Below are 21,164 nucleotides of genomic sequence, written 5' to 3' on the forward strand. Positions count from 1 at the left end.
CACCAATTATTTACCATATTGACGTGGGCTTTGCCCAAACCAACGTTTAAATGCATGATTAAATGCTGCTGGTTCAGAATAACCCAACAATTCAGCAATCACCTCAATTGAATATTCTTTATATTCAATTAAACGGAGTGCCTTGTTCATAATGAGTTGTTCGCGAATCTGTTTATAACTGGTGTTTAACTGTTGTAACTGATGACGTAAAGTTCGCTCAGGAATACTCAATGCCTGAGACACTTCTGCCATCGAAGGGATAATGCCCTGTTGTAATTCTAAATAATCATTTACACGTTGAATCAAAGGTGCAATCTTTTGTTCTTCTGCATTTAAACGTTCAATTTCAGCAATACACTTAGCTTCATAAACACGATGCGTAATCAGATCAGCAGATGGAATCGGCAATTGCACTACATCTTCATTCATCCAAAAAGCTGCTTTACTGCAACCAAAATGTAGATCTGCACCATAATAGTCATGGAATTGCTTTAAGGTTTGAGGATCTTGTGGTTGCTGAAAAGGCAATTCAATCCGAATACTTGGAACTGTTAATCCCATCATTCTATAAATATCATCTAAGAACTTATAAGTCCCTGAAATTTCACATTGCGCTCGCAACAACCCCATTTCAGTGTCGAGATCAACAGGTGCATAAGTCAATGCAACTTGATGGTTCCCCTGTTCTAAACCCAATACACCATATAAATAGGTCAAGCCTTGATATTGAATACCATTTTTAATTGCATCATTTACAGTACGACTAGTGACCAACAGCATAAGCAAAGGACCATAACCTGCCAAAGAATAATGCTGCCCAATGAACAAACCTTTTTCAGGCGCAACATCAACACCGACAACTTTAAGAATATCCCATTCTAAACTTGGATGAATGATTGAACTTGGATCAAGTGCATCAGCTTTAATTCCAATACTGGCAAGACGTGAATCCACATCGATTCCTGCATTACGCATACCATGAATTAAATACATTAAACCGAGGATTGATCGCTTCATTTTTTCAACATTTCATTTTTACACAGATGTTTTACTACAAAGACCAAATATTGAAAATTGCCGAATATATCAATTTTTCTGTCAGAGCTATCATATTCCAAATCAATAAAAGTCGATATTCTAGGCAAAATGAAAAATTAGAGTAAATAAAAATGGACGATATCTCGACGAATGTTGTGAAAACACAAACCACACAAGTCGCAATCATTGGTTCTGGTTTTGGTGGTTTAGCTATGGCTATTCGACTCTTACAGGCGAATATTCACGATTTTATTATCCTCGAAAAAGCCGATGCGGTTGGTGGCACTTGGCGTGAAAATCAATATCCTGGTGCTGCATGTGATGTGCAATCACACATGTACTCTCTATCATTTGCACCTAAAACCGATTGGTCTAAGCGTTATGCAGAAGCACCTGAAATTTATGATTATATTCAAGATTTAATCCATGACTATGATTTAAAAAAATATATTCAGTTCAATCAAGAAGTCGTTTCAACCCAATATGACGAAGATCATTTCAATTGGCATTTAACTTTAAAAAATGGACAAAAAGTTGATGCTCAATTTGTTGTATTCGCCTCAGGGCCTTTACATGTGCCACAAATTCCAAACATCAAAGGCATAGAAAAATTCAAAGGTGAAGTATTTCATTCATCACATTGGAACCATGATTATAATTTGAACCAAAAGAATGTAGCATCAATTGGTACAGGTGGTAGTGCGATTCAATATATTCCTGAAATTGCACCCAAAGTCGAAAATCTATATGTATTTCAACGTACCCCTGCTTGGGTGATTCCACGTGACGAACGTGCCTATAATGCCTTAGATAAAAAATTATTTAATCGTTTTGAATGGTTTAGAAAACTACACCGTGCTCGATTATATTGGTCAAATGAATCCCGAGTTGTTCCAATTGTCAAACCTGCTGCCATGAAATATATGCAAAAAGCTGGTGAACTCTTTATCCGCTATCAAGTCAAAGACAAAGCTTTGGGCAAAAAACTCACCCCAAATTATGTGATGGGTTGTAAACGTATTTTAGTATCAAATAAATATTTCCCAACTTTTAATCGTAAAAATGTCGAGTTAGTGACTGATGCAATCCAAGAGCTGACCGAGAATGGTATCATCACCAAAGATGGTAAAGAGCGTAAAATTGATTGCTTAATTTATGGTACAGGCTTCATTACAGACCCTCGCATCTATTTAAAATCATTTGAATGCTATGGTGAAAATGGGCTTGAACTGAAAGATGCGTGGAAAGATGGAGCTGAAAGTTTCTATGGCGTGTGTACCAAAGGTTTCCCTAATTTATTTCAACTATTAGGGCCAAATACAGTGCTTGGACATAATTCGGTTATTTTCATGATCGAATCTCAGGTCAATTACATTTTACAATTGATGCAAATGGTAGGAAAAACCAAGACCCAAGCCATCGCAGTCAAAGCGAATGTTCAAGACCAGTTTAATGAAGATGTACAAAAAAAGCTTGAAGGCACAGTTTGGCAATCTGGTTGTGTCAGTTGGTATCAACAAGATGGAGGAAAAAACTTCTCACTTTGGCCAACGTATACTTGGAAGTTTTGGCTACAAACCCGTAAAGCCAACCCTGCTGATTATCGCCTACTAGGTACAATGTCACAAAGCAAGAAAAAATCAAAAGCTGCTTAGGCTACACTTTTAATTCAGCTATAATAGATAGGTATTCATTGCCTATCTATTTTTCATGCAATCTCTTTGGCTTATATTCCAACTTTTATTCTGCCTTTTTCTAGGTTTTATCCTCGCTCGCCGTATTCCGCAGAGTGTTGAAAAAATTGCTTTTAAAATATTACCTTATTTTACTTATGTGCTACTTATTGCAATTGCGATTGAGTTTTCTCAAACTATTCATAATATTGCCAGCCCTGCGCAAATTTTAACAAGTTCAATCACCATCGCTCTAACAACGTCCATAGGTGCTTTTTTGTGCTGTTATTTGCTATTTAAAGCAATCGGTTACCAACCCTCTCAGGGGAAAGTGTCTGCTGAATTGTTAATCGGTTCATTACTGAATATCAGCTATGCATTTATTGCTCTTGCCGCTGGCTATGGCGTGGCTGAACTTGCGCACTCTTTCCAATTCCCATTACATGTCAGCACGTGGCATTTATTATTGGTATATATGTTACTGATCGGGTTAGATTTAGCCTATTCACCTTTAGACAAGTCTTGGCTCAACTGGAAAATCATGCTTGTTCCTTTAGCATGTATCATCGGGTCTTTACTGGGTGCGGTTGCAGCATTTTTTATGTTAAAAAATATCAGCATGCAAGACCTTGTTATGCTTTCACAAGGTTATGGATTTTACTCAATGACAGGTATTGTGATCACAGAGTTAAAAAATTCTCACTTGGGGAGTATCGCTTTGATGAATGATTTATTCAGAGAAATCTTTGCTATTTTATTTATGTATATTATCGGTTGGCGCTATCCACGCTCTGCAATTTCTTCTGCAGGAGCAACAGCCATGGACGTTACACTCCCTATGGTTAAACAAGCCTGTGGTAATGATTTTATTCCACACGCAATGGTCAGTGGCTTCGTGCTTTCAGTTCTTGCACCTATTGTCGTCAGTGTCTTGGCTGCCTTATAAATGCTGAAATAATAGAATGGAAAGGAATTATCAAAACTTGATCATTCCTTTTTTATTCAAAATTTCGTAATTTCAGAAGTTCTATAATCTCGTAAATATGACTGTACTAAAAATCTATATCAAGACCACTCAGCAAATCTCCTACAGCATCTAAAACAGTTGAGCCCAATTCCACAACATCAATTCCAGAAGTCCAATCACTTTGCTGATTTTGTTGCTCTTCCTGTTCCTGCTCTACGTTTTCTAATGATGCAACATGATCAACTTGATTAACATCACTTTGTACTGGTATATTTTTTTCAGAATCAGTAGACATTATTCACCCAAGATTAGCTTATTATTAAAAAGTTATTCTGATCAGCACAATATAAAAAAGCTCTCCAATTGTCTACTCAATTGAAAAGCTTTTTAAGCAACCCAATACATCAACTTTAACGATGCATTTGAATTTTGAATGTCAAATAACAAGCAGACTAAATTACAAAGTCGCTAAAATATCTTTCAAAGTCTGACTTGGATTTGCTGATTGTGTAATCGGGCGACCAATCACCAAATGCGTAGAACCGTCTTGCATCGCTTGGTTTGGTGTCACAATACGCTTTTGATCATCTGCATTTGAACCTGCTGGACGAATGCCTGGCGTTACTAAAGCAAAGTCTTGACCCAAATCTTGACGTAACATTTTCGCTTCTTGTGCAGAACATACGACTCCATCCAAGCCGCTTTCTTGAGTCAATTTAGCCAAGCGCTTAACTTGCTCAAAAGGTTCAACGTCTAAACCAATATCGCGTAAATCTTCACGCCCCATAGACGTTAACACAGTTACAGCGATCAGTTGAGTCTTGTAATTTCCTGCTTTTAAACGTTCAACACAAGTTTCCATCATCTTACGACCACCTGATGCATGTACATTCACCATCCATACACCCATATCCCCAGCAGCGCATACAGCTTGAGCCGTTGTATTTGGAATATCATGGAATTTAAGATCTAGGAAAACTTCAAAGTTACGATCATGTAATGCTTTAACAATAGAAGAACCTTCATGAGTAAATAATTCTTTACCCACTTTTAAACGACAAAGTGATGGATCAAGTTGATCAGCAATTGTTAGGGCGTCATATTGGCTTTTTGCATCTAAGGCAACAATAATACTCACAGATCTCAGTTCCATCACATAAAATTGGGCACATTATAAAGCGATTAACTTAAGCATAAAACCAACTTTGTCAAAAAACACAGGATTAACTCTACAAATTGTATTAGCGTTGCTCAGAAATCAAAATTGCACGCGTATCAGGTTCTAAAGCTTCAAATATATGTGCTTGATCTGCAGGATAGGACATATAATCCCCCGCTTTTAAAGTTTCATAACTATTCGTTAAACCTACTTTGGCTGACCCTTGCATAATAATAATATGTTCTACACTACCCGTAGGATGTGGTTGACTACAGCGCGGTTCACCTGGCTGAGTCGTTAAAATATAAATATCGCGTCTCGCATTGGGCGGGCAAGTCGCTAACAAAACAGCTTGATAATGTGCGACCTCTGAAGTAACCGAAGCTCCTTCTCCATAACGAATGACTTGTGCAGACTGAGTTTGTGTTTCTACTAATTTCGCAAAAGGAATATTTAAGGCTACGCATAATGCCCATAAGGTTTCTAAACTTGGATTACCTTGTCCAGACTCAAGCTGTGAAAGCGTAGATTTGGCAACTCCTGCACGCCTAGCAACTTCTCCTAAAGATAATCCAGCATTTTTCCTTTCTCTCTGCAAATTTAATGCAATGGTTTCTATCGGTATCGACATTATTCTTCCAAAAAATACAATCGTTCGATTTGACGAACAAAAACAAACACTCTAATATAAAAAACACTTGTTTGATATAACGAACAATTCAACAAATAACTAGGTTGTGCCAGATGAAGTATAAAGAATTTATTAAATTACCCAAGCCCCTGATTAAATCAATTGCAATCATTTGTTTTGCAACTGCACTCATCGGTATGTCACTCGGCTCACTAGCTGTAACGTACCATTTACCTATTTGGATACCACTACTACTTTCGAGTTTAGTTTTAGCTGGCGCTGCTGAATTTACCTTTATTGGCATGATTGCTTCTGGCAGTAGTCCAATTACAGCCGCCATTGCAGGTCTATTCATTAACTTACGTCATCTACCTTTTGGTTTAGCCATCCAGCATTTTATTGAAGATAATAAGTTCAAGTACTTAGCAACACATATCATGAATGATGAAAGTGTATTATTCGGTTTAACGCAACCCACTGATGAGCTTAAACGGTGTGCTTATTGGTTATGTGGCATTGGAATTTTATTCGCTTGGCCAATTGGTGTTTTAGCTGGCTACTTTGCTGGAAGTCATTTTGCTTATACAAAAATATTGGGAATAGACACCATTTTTCCAGTTGTATTGTTTGCTCTAACCTTTAAGTCGCTAAAGCAAAAAGAGACGCGTCAATCAGCAATGCTTGGCGCTGTAATCAGCGTGGGTACAGTCCCATTTTTGCCTACAGGTATTCCAATCTTAATGTCTCTTTTTGCTCTATTGGCAAGGAGAAAATAATATGAATCAATACTTCATCATTTTTATTGGCATCATGATACTTGCTTTAGGCACTTATTTAATTCGATATTCTGGACTTGCCTTTCACCAATATTTCTCAATCAGTAAACGACAAGAGCAGTTATTTAACGATGCAGCAACTACTTTACTATTTTCTATTGCAGTATTAAGTACTTTTTTTGAAGGTCGCATATTTACAGACTTTGCTAAAATAGCAGGCGTATTGGTTGCATTGTATTTAATCTGGAAGAACTATTCACTGATTAGTATTATTCTGATCGCAGCATTGGTCACGACAATGTGTAGATTTATACAATTAAACTATAGTTTTTAAATTGCAGCTTTTAAATTTCAACTTCTAAATTATAGCTTTTAAAATGCAAAAAGCGCCTAACCATGACAGTTAAACGCATTTTTAGCATACAGATTAAAGAGGATTAGAATTCTTACTTTCAGGTTGAATATCTAACACCGTCTTTTCATGACGTGCATTTGCAGCGGCTTCAGCGGCAGCCAACTGTGCAGTCTGAATTTGTTCTTTACGGAGATGATCAATATCTTTTCGTAAACGTTTAATTTCCCATGCATTTTGAAAAACACGGAAAATTTGTACACCTAACAATAATCCCAAAACAATTCCTAGGACTAAAGTTAATAAAAGCAATAATCCCAAACGCATTGCTGGTACTTGAGTAAACAATAGATCTACTGGCAGTTCAGCTGGATTTTGTAGGACCAATGCTAAAGCATAGCCAAAGATTACTAAAAGTAATGCAACTAAGAAATAGCGCATAATCACCCCATTCGAATTTTACTTATTGTGCAGATTCGTTTACTGCATCACGTAGTGCTTTACCTGGTTTAAAGTGAGGTACAGCCTTTGCTGCAACTTCAACTGATTTACCAGTTTTAGGGTTACGACCTACACGTGGTTCACGGTGGTGTAATGCAAAGCTACCAAATCCACGGATTTCAATACGATCATCAGCAGATAATGATGCAATCATTTGATCGATCATTATTTTAACAGCTTCTTCGACTAAAGGCTCTGCTAAATGCGGGTTTTTTAGAGCAATTCTTTCTATTAAGTCAGACTTATTAAGTGCTTCAGTTGTCATTTAAGACCTCATTAATTTTAATGCTATTTGACATACACTAGATAATATCCTTTTTAAATACAAAAAGGTAGCGCAGTCATCATATACTACGCTACCTTTTACAGTATTTGAATAAAAAATATTAATTAATTACATTAAATAATACTTCTTAACAATAACTTAGTGGTTCATTTGAGCTTTAATCAAATCACCAATAGTCTTAGGACCATTGTCTTGACCGTTTGTAGCAACTTTAAGGTTAGCTACAGCTTCTTTCTCTTCAGCTTCGTCTTTCGCTTTGATCGACAAGTTGATAGAACGTGATTTACGATCTACGTTGATGATTTTCGCTTCAACTTCTTGACCAACTTCTAAGAATTTAGTTGCATCTTCAACGCGGTCGCGGTTGATTTCAGATGCTTTCAAAGAAGCTTCAACTTCGTCAGCTAACTTAATAGTTGCGCCTTTAGCGTCAACTGCAGTTACTGTACCTTTAACCAACGCACCGCGTTCGTTAGCAGCTAAGAAGTCATTGAACGGATCGCTGTTCATTTGTTTGATACCAAGGCTGATACGATTGCCTTCAGCGTCAACAGACAAGATAACCGCTTCAACAGTGTCACCCTTCTTGTAACGACGAATTGCTTCTTCGCCTTGTTCGTTCCAAGAAATATCAGACAAGTGAACTAAACCATCGATACCGCCTGGTAAACCGATGAAGATACCGAAGTCAGTGATTGACTTGATCGTACCAGAAACTTTTTCACCTTTGTCGTGAGCTTTAGAGAACTCTTCCCATGGGTTAGCACGAGTTTGCTTAATACCAAGAGAAATACGACGACGTTCTTCATCAACTTCAAGAACCATAACATCAACTTCGTCACCGATCTGAACAACTTTAGATGGGTGGATGTTTTTGTTAGTGTGATCCATTTCAGAAACGTGTACTAAACCTTCAACGCCTTCAGCAATTTCAGCGAAACAACCGTAGTCAGTTAAGTTAGTTACACGCGCTTTAACGATAGAACCTTTAGGGTAACGGTTCATGATCGCTAACCATGGATCTTCGCCAAGTTGTTTAAGACCTAGTGAAACACGGTTACGTTCTTTGTCAAATTTAAGTACTTTAACAGTAACTTCTTGACCCACTTCAACAACTTCTGAAGGGTGTTTGATGCGTTTCCAAGCCATATCTGTGATATGTAGAAGACCATCAATACCGCCAAGGTCAACGAATGCACCGTAATCAGTAAGATTTTTGATAGTACCAGTAACTGTTTGACCTTCTTCCAATTGAGAAAGAAGCGCTTCACGGTCAGCTGAAGATTCAGCTTCCATAACAGCACGACGAGATACAACAACGTTGTTACGTTTAGCATCAAGTTTGATTACTTTGAATTCTAACTCTTTACCTTCAAGGTGAGTTGTATCACGGATAGGACGAGTGTCTACCAATGAACCCGGTAAGAATGCACGAACTGGACCGATGTCAACAGTGAAACCGCCTTTAACCTTACCAGAGATAACACCAGTAACGATTTCGCCGTCTTCAAAGATTTTTTCAAGTTTAGTCCAAGTTTCAGCACGTTTTGCTTTTTCACGTGATAAAACTGTTTGACCCATACCGTTGTCAAGCGCTTCAACAACAACATCAACTTCGTCACCAACGTTTACTTCAAGTTCACGTTGTTCGTTTAGGAATTCTGAGCGTGCAACAACACCTTCAGATTTAAGGCCAGTGTCAACAGTAACCCAGTCAGAGTCGATGCTAACAACGATACCTTTAATAACGGCACCTTTGTCGATATTGAGAGTTGATTCGCTTTCTTCAAAGAGGGCTGCAAAAGATTCGGTCATGATATACCTAGTAAAGTCAGCGGTCTTGGATCAGACAAGGCCGGTTTAGTTAAGCATCTACATAGTCCATATAAAACTGATCAAGCTATGCTTTTGCTGATTTTAAATAAAATTTAAAACAAAAATAGTTATTTAGCTAAGTGTGCATCGACATAATCAGTCATCAGTTTAAACACTTCATCAATGTTCAATTCAGAACTATCAATGATATAAGCATCTACTGCTGGCTTGAGTGGCGCGACTGTGCGCTCCATATCTCGCTTATCTCGAGCTTGTATATTCGCTAAAATGTCGCCTATTTTAACATCCAGCCCCATCCCCTGCAACTGTTTTACACGGCGTTCGGCACGTGACTCTGCTGAAGCCGTCAGATAAATTTTAGCTTGTGCTTGAGGAAAAATAGAAGTTGCCATATCACGACCATCTGCAACCAAGCCAGGCGCTTGTGCAAATGCGTGCTGACGATCAACCAAAGCTGCTCTAAGTGCAGGGATTGCAGCGACTTTTGAAGCAAACTCACCCACTCTTTCGGTACGAATCGTTTGCGTTACATCTTCACCATCGAGCAAAATTGTAGTTCCGCTTTCGGTGCTTTTAAATACGATGTCTAAATTTGTTGCAATTGTAACGCCTTGTTGAAGCACAGACTCATTATCTAATGTATCCAATAAGCCTTTTTGATGTAATGACAACCCAAGCAAGCGATACAAAGCGCCTGAATCTAAAAGATGAAATTGATAATGGCTTGCAAGTTTCGCTGCAAGTGTACCCTTACCTGAACCACTTGGCCCATCAATTGTGATAATTTGAATTGTCATTGAATTTCCAATTAAACCGTCTTAGCAAGTTTCTTAAAGCCAAGTGTAATCGCTAGTTTAAGCTGTGCAAGTATTAATTTGCTTACAAATGGTGCACGTGCTTGTAATTCGATCGTATAATCGACACGTGTTTTGTTCGATGCAAGCTCAGTAAATTCAATAATACCAATATGATGCTTAATCAATGGGTTCTTAATGAGCTTATATTCAATGCGCTTATTTACATCTAAAAGTGTGATTTCTTCTTGAAGTGGCTTAATCGGCCCCAAGCCCATACGACGCACTGAACCCAAACCATCCGGACGTTCTGGATCAGCCGAATCTTTAACACGTACCACTTGAATTGGCGCAAAAGCAACATTATAAGTTGCATGTTTAGATAACAAATCAAAGACTTGATCAATTGGTGCATTAAACTCTTGTTTTACTTGAATCGAATTCATTTTTAATACCCTTAATTTTTAAGCTTTAAAATTACAAATCATAAAAGCATTCTTGTGAAACATTTTTGACAATACACATTGTCAATAAAATCATCTGTATTCTAGTTCATTTTTGAATCAGATTAAATTGCATTTGTAGCTTCTTCATCTGTTTTTTTTGTTCACGACGCATTTTAAAAAAATCTGAAAGTTGGCTTGAACATTGTTCATTTAAACATCCACCTTCAAATTGAAAAATATGATTGTAATAACCTGTATCCAATAATTGACGACTACTGACTAATGAACCCGCCTTGGGTTCAAATGCACCAAAAACCACACGTTTGATACGCGCATGAATCAAAGCACCGACACACATCGTGCACGGTTCTAAAGTCACATATAAGGTCGCATCATCAGGCAAACGATAATTTTCAATATTTTGGCATGTATTTCGGATTGCTTGAATTTCAGCATGTGCTGTTGGATCATGCTGACAAATCGGTTGATTAAAGCCCTGTCCAATCACTTTATTTTGACTGACTATGATTGCACCTACAGGAATCTCCCCCATAGAAGCAGCAAATGCAGCTTGCTCGAAAGCTAGCTGCATCCATTGTTCATCAATTTGCTTTTGTTGATCTTGCGGATCAAACTCTTGTTCAGACATATCGCCTAGATAACACCGTATTGACGAAGTAATTCATTCCAACTTTCAATTGTTGTTACAGGAGGATTTTTCGCAAGAATACCCGCTAAAGTGAGTGTTTCAACTTTATCCCATTCAGGAGATAGATCCTTATCAACCAAACGTGCACGAACACCTTCTACAAAATCAGGATGACGAATTTTCCAATCAGAAATTTGGCGTTCTAATTCAAACACTTCAGCCCATGAGTGTACTTGACGCCCCCATTGCCATAACAACCAAGTGATTGCCGCAGTACTCGGTGAACCTTTTTGTAAATTTTCACTTGCTTGACGCAACCAGTCACTACGCGCATCACTTAAACCAATAATGGCTTCATAATCGTGTTCAAAATTAACACCGCGACAAACACTGTGAATCACATCCAAAGAGTTTTGTAATGGTCCTGGCGATACTGGTCGGTGCATACCATTCAAAGTATCATCCAAAGCACGAAAGTCTCCAGCTGGATAATGCCCCCAATCAATATCTAACAACTTCTGTAAAACAGTATCACGCTGTGCATCACAAATATGCGTCGCCCAACCAATTCCATAACCGCCTGCAGCAGTCATGATTGAACCCGTTAATCCGGTAAATAAGCCAATCGGACCACGATCTGCTAAGAAACGCGTTGCACCAACATCTGGATAAAGACCAATATTCACTTCAGGCATAGCCAAACGTGAATAAGGCGTGACTAAACGGAACGGTGCAGCCATGAATAGCCCTAATCCACCGCCCATCACATAACCTTCACCCCATACGACAATTGGTTTTGCATAGTTATGCAACAACAAATCTAAATCATATTCTGTGGTAAAGAACTTATTGGCTGTTTCAACTTCATTATTGATCACCAATTGGCGAAGCTTACGTACATCCCCGCCCGCACAAAATGCTTTTGGTGTGGTTGAATCTAACCAAATTGCTTTGACCGTATCATCATGATGAAAATCCTCAAACAGTTTCAGCAACGCTGCAACAATAGATTCATCAAGTGCATGAAGCGACTTAGGACGATTTAAGCGAATGATTCGCCATCCATTGTTCGCTTCTTCAATAATCAGATCTGGGTGATAGTCATTTGTATCGGGAGAATTTGTCATGCGTCCAGCTGCCAGTCAATCGGCTCAATGCCATTTTGTTTAAGGTAATTATTCGTTTTCGAAAAAACTTTACAACCAAAGAAACCACCGCGGTTTGCTGCTAAAGGAGATGGGTGTGCAGCTTTTAAAACCAGATGTTTAGTTTGATCAATGCGTTGTCCCTTCTTCTGAGCATAAGCACCCCAAAGTATAAATACAATATGCTCTTTACGCTCATTCAACACATCAATTACATAGTCAGTAAAATCTTCCCAACCACGTTTTTGATGTGAAGTCGGTTGCCCTGCCTCAACAGTTAAAACACTATTCAGCAAAAGCACGCCTTGTTGTGCCCACTTGGTCAAATCACCATGACGAGACACAGGAACACCTAAATCAGTGTTCAATTCATGAAAGATATTACGCAATGATGGAGGTAATGCAAGCCCTCTTTGCACAGAAAAACTCAAACCATGCGCTTGATCAGGTCCATGATAAGGATCTTGACCCAAAATCACCACTTTCACATGGTTTAGTGGCGTGGTATCTAATGCATTAAAAATAAGTGAACTCGGTGGATAGATCGTCTTATTTGCATTTTTTTCTTCAAGCAAAAAAGATCGCAAAGCATCCATCTTTTGACCCAGTAAAAACTCAGCCAATTCATTTTTCCAACTTTGATCTAACCGAACTTGATTTAATTTTGTTTGTTCAGGTTCAGACAACTGCATTAACTTTCATCCTAAATTTCTACATCCAATAAAACATATACAATATTTGTGAATTTACGCAGAATTCACAAATTAAATTTTAACTTGCAAATCCACTTCAGGGTTTTGAAATTGAATACCTTGTTTCAATTTTTCATACATCTCTGAATCAGACCATTCTGCTTGAACTTGTTCAGAGAAAATAATTTGATCTAAGCTCAACAACCCCATTTGCTCATTTTCAATATCTTCAATAAAGCTTTGCGCATAACCTGTATCCGTTTCATGCACAATTACAGAATAAACTTCAACATCGCCTTCACCATTTTGGGTAATGGTTGACTTGAGCACTTGTTGCGCTAAATAGAAGAAAACACGCGAAAATTGTTCTGCCGATGGTGAAACAGGTAAAGCCACCCAACGCGCACTAAACGTTTTACATGCTTGAATATATTCAGGGTTATCATCTTGCCAAAAGCAAATTGCATGATCAAAACTGTCAAAAATTTCTTTAATCACACCTTTCAACAGACCAAAGTCATACACCATTTGACCATGATCAAGTTTTGAAGCTTTGAGCAATAATTCAACTTTATAGCTATGCCCGTGGATAGATCGTTTGCAACGATCTGACGTGCAATTCCGCACGATATGTGCATTTTCAAACTTAAATAACTTACGAATTAACATGAGCCAAATTTTATAAACAAATCGGTAATTAATTTCGATTATAAAGCAAAACTCAATTCCTGAGCATTAAATTTAGCGTTCAATGCAATAGGCAAAAAGGATAATTCGATTTTCAGTTTAATTTGAGTCTATTTAATGCTAAAAGTAAAATAAACCTACCTTTCTACAACCCTGCATTAATAAACATATTCTATATAAATTCAAATATTTACATGGATTTTATTTAAAATGGCGCAAGACTCCGTGCATAGATATAGACTTGTCCTTGATCATTACGCACTAAATGACTGGTAAATTGACGCTTGCGTTCACTTAACATGACTTCAATTTTGGCTAGAAAATAATTTGTTTTCACATCAAATAAAGCATCTTTACTTTTCACTGCGAAAGATTCAGCGACCAATGTATCAAACGGTGGCATTTTCATCAGATCATTTACATTTGCAAAGTATTCCATTTTTTCTTGTCTGGCATTTAATGCTGTTTGTATTGTATTGACATCCAACTTTTCATCAATCGCAGCCAAAACCATGGCTGGTGCAGTATTGATATTAATTTTAGTCGCAATATCGGGTAAGGCTGAAATATAAGGTGCGATTAAATCAAACTTTTCATTTTCAAAACCACGAACCAGTTTTAACTCATCCACACTCATAAACTTGCGATTTGCTGCCAAATAAGGATTTGGTAAACCTTGATAGTAACTATCCTCAGCACCCATTGCACCTAGCGTGTCTTTATCTGGATCTTCCCAGTCAATCACCGCTTCAACAATCTCTGCGGGCAATCCAACTCTGACCAACAGTTTTGAGAAATACGCCTGAGCTTGTGGATTTGGTTTTCCTTCTTTATCTACCAAACTATTTAAATTGAATTTTCCTGATTCATCTTCAAGTGTGCCAGAAACATAACCATCTTCCACAGGAAATGTAGGCATTGGTTTTGCCCAAGTCTCTTGCAAATAATCTGCTTCTTTACTGGTTTCTGTATCTTGCGCTAATAATTCTGAATAAAATGCCTCTGCACTTTTCGCATAAAACAGTGCTTGGCTCTGACGTTTTAAAAATGCTGTATTTTCATTGGTTAAATTTTGACGTTTTGCAATAGTTGCAGCAATAATGGTCGCAAGTGCGACCATCACCAAAATCGTAATGAGTGCGATACCTTTTTGCTGCTTAAACTGCATAAATATTTGACCTCAACAATCATCACCATCACATCAGTATGGAAAATAATTAATTATCCTTTTTATCCTGCAAATAATCTGTATTGAGTAAACTCAATACCCACTCATATTCAACATCCCGAATTGTGACTTTCATCAAAATCCCGCGTGGCAGTTGTCTCTCGTCTTTTATATCCCCATCAGGCCAGCGATCAGTCTCATTGGGATTTAAAATTTGAATTTGATATTGATCCACATCGGAAAGTAAAACACTCGACAAAGGCTGATCTGAACGGATTCGGTTTAAATCTGAATATTTTAAGCGATATATTTTTTTATCCTGTCCATTATAGACATATTCCACACGCTCATAAGGCGATAAACCTTGCTTCAATGGATCAGAAACACCTGATTTACTAAATGCTAACTTTTGATTGTCCAAACTCAATGCAGGTTCAATTTCATCACCATTTCGTGCAGAAACAGGCACAATTTGCAATGTATCACGTTGTATTTGTTGATATGCGCCCTGTAGTTGCCCAAGATTTTCTTCATGCATTGCATTACGATCTTTGACTTTAATCAGATAATCAAACACTTTCCAACCTAGTGCAGAAAGTACAGCGAAAATAGCGATCGCAACCAATAGTTCAACCAGTGTAAAACCTGATTTTTTTTGCATCTTCATCATAGATGTCTTGGACGTCGACTGAGTTTTATTGATCATTATTATTCTTTAATCACATAATTAAAAAACACCATATTGGTAATTCCTGCTTCGACTTTACCTGCATCAGCATCAAATAAACTGACTTGTACATCTATTTTCTGCACCAAAGGGCTAATCGTCGCTTCTGCTTTTTTATCAATCTGCCACGTCTCGCCTTGTGCCGTAATTTGTTTTGATGCTGTCCCAGTTAACCTTTCATGGTTAATGATCATCCGAGAAATTTCATTCTGCGCAACAAATTGTGCTTTGGTTCTTAAAATCGAATTGGCGGTCGATTGGGTATATTGCATCGCTACTTTGGTTAATGCCATCGCCGCCACGGCAAAGATCGCCAAAGCGACCACAACTTCGATTAAGGTAAAGGCTTTATTTTTCTTCATCGACTTTACCCAAATAATCAACACGTATCACATCACCGACTGGCTTCTGCTGATAGTACATTTGAATCGTGGCTGGTTTTGCTTCACCATTTCCAAACCAAATCAACTTCGGTGCATTATTTCCTAATAATTCAGCATTATTGGCATTTTTAAATTGATGATCTTCTGTTTGAACCGATACGGATACCTGATCAGGAAATGTCCGTTTTTGAAATTCTGGTACAGCTTTCCACGGCGTATTATCAATCACACGTCCGGGTTGTTGCGTATTTTGTTTTATCGGAATGTATTCAACAATACCATACTGTGCCTGTGCAACATCAGTCGCATTTTGAAAGTCTAAAGCATAGATCCGTGATTGATCATTGGCCTCACGATTGATTTGTTTTAAATCCAATAATAACATTTCACGAGCTTGCATGGCTTTACGCTGATCTAAGCCATCTACATTCAAAACAATCAGTGAAGCAACGATGCTAATAATCACGATAACAACCATCACCTCAATCAAGGTAAAACCTTTTATATGATGAGGAAATGGCATGCGTTTCATCAGGCTTAAGCAACCTGCTCTGTGGCTTGTTGATGTTTTGGCATTGCCAAAGCTTGATCAATCAAAGCAACTCGGAGTGTATCTCGACAGCCTAAATAACGCTGATAAAAACTTGAATTGAGAATCGCTGCACCACCATGGGTAATCGACCAAATCGAAGCCAAATAATCTCGAACCGACATCGCACTCTGAAGTGATTCTAAATAGCTTTCCGTCATGCGAATAATCAAACGTAGACGCTGTTTTCGTACTTGATACAGCTCATTAAATAAGAGATGAATACCAACACCCGTGGTCGATAAGCGCTCTTCAATCTGGTGAAATAACACAGCACGTTCAGGATGGTGTAAATGATGTAACATGAAAAATGCCAAATGTTCTGGAAAGGCCTTTTCTGAATCGCGTACCATTTCCAATAACATACGCTCATTGCGAATGATCAATAAAATATAGAGTTCATCTTTGCTTTGAAAATGCTTATACAATGTTCCTTTTGCGAGATCTAACTCCGCAGCCAGTGCATCCAAAGTCATTCCCGCTTCACCATTTTCCAGAAGCAACTGCTCTGCGACTTGAAAAATTAAAGCTTCTCTTGCTCTAAATTGAGCCTGTCGATCCATCTTCACCAGTTAAACTCACTTATTTTATCCGTTAACGCGATGTGTCTATATTCAAATACTGACTGGTCTTAATTACTGTTGTTTAAGTAGATTTTCAAAATTTTGCGTGGTAATGAAAGCGATCTCCTCAAGCGTTTTATCATATACATCACTTAAGGCTTTGGCTACATAGGGAACGTATTTGGGTTCATTAGACTTTCCTCTATAGGGCATCGGCGCCAAATAAGGACTGTCTGTTTCAATCAATAGTCGATCAAGCGGCACTTGCTTTGCCACATCACGTAAATCTTGCGCATTTTTGAAAGAAACAATTCCTGAAAAGGAAATGTAATATCCACAATCTAAAACGGCTTTTGCCGTTTCCCAATCTTCGGTAAAGCAATGCAGAATCCCATGTGTAGATTTTTCAGCGCGGATAATATCCACCGTATCATGCTTCGCTGAACGGGTATGAACAACAACAGGTTTTTTAACAATTTGAGATGCGTGAATATGACGCGCAAAACATTGTTTCTGTTCTGGAATAAAATCAGTGCTATGAAAATAATCCAGTCCTGTTTCACCCAACGCCCATGCCTTTTCAGCTTGTGCAAGTTCAACCAACTTTTCAACGCTTGCGCGTTGCATCACCGCAGGATCTTCACACGGATGCACGCCCACGCTATAACCTACATCTGAATGCCGTGCAGCAATTTCAGAAAGTGCGATATGATCATCCAAATCTACAGAAATACCCATAAACTTAGATACACCACCTTCCCTCGCTTGTTGCAATGCAGCATCTAAATCACCTGCATAAGGTTCGAGGTTTAACATGATCAAATGGCAATGTGTATCTACAAACACGGTATTTCCTACTTGGTTTAAATAAAATAAATAACAACTTACATGGTAAAACTAGGTCGATCTGAAGACGCACTACCTGCAAGCAATCTTTCTACTTCTATCTTGTAAGCAACACCTTTTTCACCTGACAATTGAATGGCAAAACCCTGAGGTTTCATCCCATTTTGCTTTGGAGAAATCCAAATCACTTTACCCGTCAATGGAATTTTTTGCGATTGATCAGGCAAACCCGCCAAGATAAAAACTTCATCACCCATTTTCACAGGGTTTTTAGAGGGTACAAACAAACCACCACCCGTAATAAATGGCATATAACTGGCTTGTAACGTTGCATGATCCGCTATATTGACTTGGATCAAACCGCCCATACGTGGTTGCATAATCATCTTCCCCTTAATTCATTTTAATACGTCGTTTTTATGTCACATTCATTAATTGAATCGACAATTGATCAATAATTAGATTTGTTTGTACATTTTGATCAACTTTTAACTTGGCTTGTTGTAAATCAGCATAGATTGAAAATAATTTCTCTAAATTATATTGATCTACCATTCCACTAAAATCTAAATCTAGATTTTTTACAGCTTGATTCAGCTTGACACAAATTATATCTGACAACAAGTATTCAAACATCTGGATGAAATCAGAAAAATTGAGTTCTTTATTCCATTTCGTTGCAAACTGCAAAGGCATACTTTTTTGATGGACTAGCTTTTGCCAATCTTGCAAAAATGCTGCACGACGATTAATCCAATCCAACGCCGCTAATTCAATCGCTTGCAATGGCATCTGATTGGATAAATTCATCAGTAAATTAATTTTAGCATGTTGCTCAACAGGTAAATGCTGTTGTAAATATTCTAAAGATTGCTCAGGTAAAATACGATCCATCGCAAAATGCTGTAAACGACTGCGAATCGTTGCTGGAAGCTTTAAATAATGATCTGCAAGAAGAATGATTAAGACCCGCTCACCTGGCTCTTCTAATGTTTTCAGCAACGCATTTGCCGAAGCAATATTTAAAGCTTCGGCAGGCTCAATCACAATCACGCGCCAACCATCTACCGTTTGTTGCACAAATGGTAATAAATCACGGATCTTCTCGATCTTAATTTTCGCGTTTTGCTTCTTATTCTCTTCATCGGTGGTGATATTGACATAGTTAGGATGGGTATCCGATTTAAGCCACTGACAACTACTGCACTCACCACAAGCACCTTGTGGTTGCTTATTTAAACATAAAACCCATGACAAAAAGTGCTGTGCAAATGCATGTTTTCCACAACCTTTTTTACCATAAAATAATAATCCATGTCCAAGTTGTGGGAAGCGACCAGTTAAAGTCTCCCACGTCTGTTGTTGCCAAGGATAAACTTGAGAATTTTGAGCATCCATCAACTGATTATCCCTACGCCAAATTTAAAACCAAATACCAAAGTCAAAAAACACTCTATCAATGCACGACAATCTATCATTCAAATACAGAAACATCTAAAGCATTTAAACGATCTAAATCCGCTTGCGTATCTACCCCTGGCGGTAAATTTACTTGTGCAATATCAATCGCAATACGATGACCATTTTCCAAAACACGTAATTGCTCAAGACTTTCTAGGCTTTCCAATGTACCCATATCCCAAGTCACATATTCTTGTAGAAGTTGCACACGATAAGCATATAAACCTAAGTGACGATATGCATTTGAATGTAAAGCATGTTCAGCAAGTTTTGCACCTTCACGATCATAAGGAATCGGTGAGCGACTGAAATACAATGCCTCATTAAATTTAGACATCACTACTTTGACAATGCTGTCGCGTTGAAATTCGTCGATTTGATGAATAGATTCACATAAAGTCGACATTGAACAATTCGGCTTTTGCTCTAACAATTCAGCAACTTGTATCACCAACTGTGCAGGCAATAACGGTTCATCACCTTGTACATTGACAATAATATCTTGTGCATCCCAACCTTTGATTCGAGCGACTTCACTCAAACGATCTGTGCCCGACGGATGATTCGGATCAGTAATTACAACATCCACACTTTCTGCACGACACACCTCTGCAATACGCAGATCGTCGGTTGCCACACAGAGATCATCAAAACCTTGTACTTTACGGGCTTGATCAACCACACGTAAAATCATTTCACGACCATGAATTTTTAGTAGTGGTTTTGCAGGAAGACGTGAGCTTGCATAACGCGCTGGAATTACAATATGTTTCATTTAATAACCTTGTATTAAATCAATACCAAGTTGGGTTAACTGTTGATTGAGTACTTGATAACATTCATCTGACAAAACTGCTTCGACTGGAACAACCCAGATTTCACGATTGAATTCAGGGTGCTTTTTCAATAAAGGTAACAGTTTAACTGCATCCTTCTCTGTCGTGATAATCGGATTGGTATCTTCAAACTGCAAATCATCAATCTCATAATCATAATGATCTGGAAATTCATGACATTGAAACTGATCGACACCCATTGATTCTAGTGTCGTATAAAAACGCTTCGGAAAACCAATCCCCACCACAGCATAATAATCTTGTTTAGGGTCAAAGGTTTCAGACTGATCAAAAAAAGGATTAAGCAAGTATGGTTCAGCCACTTCTAAATGCATATTGAGCGCTGATTTTGGAGCGTGCGCATGCTCAATCACTGTACCCTGCGCTAAACGACTTACAGGTTCACGCAAATAGCCTTCTGGCAATAGTTTTTGATTACCTAAACCACGATTATTATCGAGAACAATCCATTCGATTTGACGATCCAAAGCCCAATGTTGTAAGCCATCATCACTGATGATCAAATCCAATTCATGCTGCTTTAATAATAATTCAATACTTTCTTGACGATTTGAACCCACTACCATCGGCACATCCGTAGACTGTACAATCAAACATGGCTCATCACCAACGGTATCTGGTACAGAATCTAAAGTAACGAAAGCAGGAAAAGGGCCATTTCCGCCATAACCACGACTGATTACACCAACACGTACTTGATTGGCCTGTAAATATTTAACCAACTGGATTAACAATGGTGTCTTACCACTACCACCCACAGTAATATTCCCAATGATCATGACGGGTACTGGTGCTGTGTAAATGCTCTTAAAGCCTTTTTTAAAAAGGAACTTATTTACACTAAAACCGAATTGATATAACCATGACAATGGGCGCAAGACAATCAACCACTTGGATTGTTTATTCCAAGCATCTTGAATGGTTTGCGCAATAGACAT

At 38.1% G+C, this 21,164-nt stretch carries 27 protein-coding genes; 4 read left to right on the forward strand and 23 right to left on the reverse strand.

Going from position 1 to position 21,164, the window contains the following annotated elements; genetic code table 11:
* Positions 1–6: 6 nt before the first annotated feature.
* On the reverse strand, positions 7–1,017 hold the full coding sequence (locus EXE09_RS15005; RefSeq protein WP_068973169.1) for an AraC family transcriptional regulator: 1,011 nt from the start codon (positions 1,015–1,017) through the stop codon (positions 7–9).
* A gap of 152 nt (positions 1,018–1,169) precedes the next feature.
* Between EXE09_RS15005 and EXE09_RS15010 the strand changes: the two genes are divergently transcribed.
* Together EXE09_RS15010 and EXE09_RS15015 are read left to right on the forward strand one after the other, a co-directional pair.
* Complete coding sequence (locus EXE09_RS15010; protein ID WP_130117798.1) at positions 1,170–2,693, forward strand: flavin-containing monooxygenase; 1,524 nt, start codon at positions 1,170–1,172, stop codon at positions 2,691–2,693.
* A gap of 55 nt (positions 2,694–2,748) precedes the next feature.
* Entirely contained in the window at positions 2,749–3,657 is a 909-nt protein-coding gene (locus tag EXE09_RS15015; RefSeq protein WP_130117799.1) for a lysine exporter LysO family protein, read from the forward strand.
* A gap of 106 nt (positions 3,658–3,763) precedes the next feature.
* Here EXE09_RS15015 and EXE09_RS15020 read toward each other — a convergent pair whose 3' ends face one another.
* The 3 genes from EXE09_RS15020 to EXE09_RS15030 form a co-directional block, all read right to left on the reverse strand.
* Positions 3,764–3,973: a hypothetical protein gene (locus tag EXE09_RS15020; protein ID WP_228256372.1), complete on the reverse strand. Its 210-nt coding sequence runs from the start codon at positions 3,971–3,973 to the stop codon at positions 3,764–3,766.
* Positions 3,974–4,135: 162 nt separating this feature from the next.
* The gene (gene pyrF / locus EXE09_RS15025) at positions 4,136–4,831 is read right to left on the reverse strand and encodes an orotidine-5'-phosphate decarboxylase (protein ID WP_171478502.1); all 696 of its coding nucleotides are present in this window, start codon (positions 4,829–4,831) and stop codon (positions 4,136–4,138) included.
* Positions 4,832–4,919: 88 nt separating this feature from the next.
* The gene (locus EXE09_RS15030) at positions 4,920–5,468 is read right to left on the reverse strand and encodes a helix-turn-helix domain-containing protein (protein ID WP_068973174.1); all 549 of its coding nucleotides are present in this window, start codon (positions 5,466–5,468) and stop codon (positions 4,920–4,922) included.
* Positions 5,469–5,581: 113 nt separating this feature from the next.
* Between EXE09_RS15030 and EXE09_RS15035 the strand changes: the two genes are divergently transcribed.
* Complete coding sequence (locus EXE09_RS15035; RefSeq protein WP_068973175.1) at positions 5,582–6,244, forward strand: AzlC family ABC transporter permease; 663 nt, start codon at positions 5,582–5,584, stop codon at positions 6,242–6,244.
* Between the two features lies 1 nt (position 6,245).
* A complete protein-coding gene (locus EXE09_RS15040) occupies positions 6,246–6,578 on the forward strand; it encodes an AzlD domain-containing protein (protein ID WP_130117800.1) in 333 nt (110 codons plus the stop codon).
* Between the two features lie 93 nt (positions 6,579–6,671).
* Here EXE09_RS15040 and EXE09_RS15045 read toward each other — a convergent pair whose 3' ends face one another.
* From EXE09_RS15045 to lpxK, 19 genes are all read right to left on the reverse strand, one after another.
* A complete protein-coding gene (locus EXE09_RS15045) occupies positions 6,672–7,037 on the reverse strand; it encodes a lipopolysaccharide assembly protein LapA domain-containing protein (protein WP_068973177.1) in 366 nt (121 codons plus the stop codon).
* 22 nt (positions 7,038–7,059) lie between these two features.
* A complete protein-coding gene (locus EXE09_RS15050; protein WP_068973178.1) occupies positions 7,060–7,362 on the reverse strand; it encodes an integration host factor subunit beta in 303 nt (100 codons plus the stop codon).
* A gap of 159 nt (positions 7,363–7,521) precedes the next feature.
* Complete coding sequence (gene rpsA / locus EXE09_RS15055) at positions 7,522–9,198, reverse strand: 30S ribosomal protein S1 (RefSeq protein ID WP_068973179.1); 1,677 nt, start codon at positions 9,196–9,198, stop codon at positions 7,522–7,524.
* 128 nt (positions 9,199–9,326) lie between these two features.
* Complete coding sequence (gene cmk, locus EXE09_RS15060; protein ID WP_130117801.1) at positions 9,327–10,016, reverse strand: (d)CMP kinase; 690 nt, start codon at positions 10,014–10,016, stop codon at positions 9,327–9,329.
* Positions 10,017–10,027: 11 nt separating this feature from the next.
* Complete coding sequence (locus EXE09_RS15065; protein ID WP_130117802.1) at positions 10,028–10,459, reverse strand: SRPBCC family protein; 432 nt, start codon at positions 10,457–10,459, stop codon at positions 10,028–10,030.
* 106 nt (positions 10,460–10,565) lie between these two features.
* Positions 10,566–11,108: a tRNA adenosine(34) deaminase TadA gene (tadA, locus tag EXE09_RS15070; protein ID WP_130117803.1), complete on the reverse strand. Its 543-nt coding sequence runs from the start codon at positions 11,106–11,108 to the stop codon at positions 10,566–10,568.
* Between the two features lie 5 nt (positions 11,109–11,113).
* Positions 11,114–12,235: an enoyl-CoA hydratase/isomerase family protein gene (locus EXE09_RS15075; protein ID WP_068973183.1), complete on the reverse strand. Its 1,122-nt coding sequence runs from the start codon at positions 12,233–12,235 to the stop codon at positions 11,114–11,116.
* Entirely contained in the window at positions 12,232–12,945 is a 714-nt protein-coding gene (gene ung, locus EXE09_RS15080; protein WP_068973184.1) for a uracil-DNA glycosylase, read from the reverse strand. The genes EXE09_RS15075 and ung overlap by 4 nt, the downstream gene beginning before the upstream one ends.
* A 72-nt stretch (positions 12,946–13,017) precedes the next feature.
* Complete coding sequence (locus EXE09_RS15085) at positions 13,018–13,614, reverse strand: 6-pyruvoyl trahydropterin synthase family protein (RefSeq protein ID WP_068973185.1); 597 nt, start codon at positions 13,612–13,614, stop codon at positions 13,018–13,020.
* A 223-nt stretch (positions 13,615–13,837) separates the two neighbouring features.
* Positions 13,838–14,800, reverse strand: coding sequence for a type II secretion system minor pseudopilin GspK (gspK, locus tag EXE09_RS15090; RefSeq protein ID WP_130117804.1), 963 nt, complete (start codon positions 14,798–14,800; stop codon positions 13,838–13,840).
* 49 nt (positions 14,801–14,849) lie between these two features.
* Positions 14,850–15,461: a type II secretion system minor pseudopilin GspJ gene (gspJ, locus tag EXE09_RS15095; protein ID WP_130117805.1), complete on the reverse strand. Its 612-nt coding sequence runs from the start codon at positions 15,459–15,461 to the stop codon at positions 14,850–14,852.
* 47 nt (positions 15,462–15,508) lie between these two features.
* Positions 15,509–15,889: a type II secretion system minor pseudopilin GspI gene (gene gspI, locus EXE09_RS15100; RefSeq protein WP_130117806.1), complete on the reverse strand. Its 381-nt coding sequence runs from the start codon at positions 15,887–15,889 to the stop codon at positions 15,509–15,511.
* A complete protein-coding gene (locus tag EXE09_RS15105; protein WP_130117807.1) occupies positions 15,876–16,442 on the reverse strand; it encodes a prepilin-type N-terminal cleavage/methylation domain-containing protein in 567 nt (188 codons plus the stop codon). The genes gspI and EXE09_RS15105 overlap by 14 nt, the downstream gene beginning before the upstream one ends.
* A 5-nt stretch (positions 16,443–16,447) precedes the next feature.
* On the reverse strand, positions 16,448–17,062 hold the full coding sequence (locus tag EXE09_RS15110; RefSeq protein ID WP_130113297.1) for a TetR/AcrR family transcriptional regulator: 615 nt from the start codon (positions 17,060–17,062) through the stop codon (positions 16,448–16,450).
* A 72-nt stretch (positions 17,063–17,134) separates the two neighbouring features.
* Entirely contained in the window at positions 17,135–17,908 is a 774-nt protein-coding gene (locus EXE09_RS15115; protein WP_130117808.1) for a TatD family hydrolase, read from the reverse strand.
* A gap of 38 nt (positions 17,909–17,946) precedes the next feature.
* The gene (locus EXE09_RS15120) at positions 17,947–18,288 is read right to left on the reverse strand and encodes a PilZ domain-containing protein (RefSeq protein WP_130117809.1); all 342 of its coding nucleotides are present in this window, start codon (positions 18,286–18,288) and stop codon (positions 17,947–17,949) included.
* A 37-nt stretch (positions 18,289–18,325) separates the two neighbouring features.
* Entirely contained in the window at positions 18,326–19,306 is a 981-nt protein-coding gene (locus EXE09_RS15125) for a DNA polymerase III subunit delta' (RefSeq protein ID WP_130117810.1), read from the reverse strand.
* Positions 19,307–19,382: 76 nt separating this feature from the next.
* Positions 19,383–20,144 (reverse strand): 3-deoxy-manno-octulosonate cytidylyltransferase, encoded by a 762-nt coding sequence (gene kdsB / locus EXE09_RS15130; protein ID WP_130117811.1) that lies wholly within the window; start codon positions 20,142–20,144, stop codon positions 19,383–19,385.
* Positions 20,145–21,164 (reverse strand): tetraacyldisaccharide 4'-kinase, encoded by a 1,020-nt coding sequence (gene lpxK, locus EXE09_RS15135; RefSeq protein WP_130117812.1) that lies wholly within the window; start codon positions 21,162–21,164, stop codon positions 20,145–20,147. It lies immediately after the preceding gene.

This window comes from Acinetobacter sp. WCHAc060025 (genome assembly GCF_004209355.1).
GTDB classification, from domain to species: domain Bacteria; phylum Pseudomonadota; class Gammaproteobacteria; order Pseudomonadales; family Moraxellaceae; genus Acinetobacter; species Acinetobacter wuhouensis.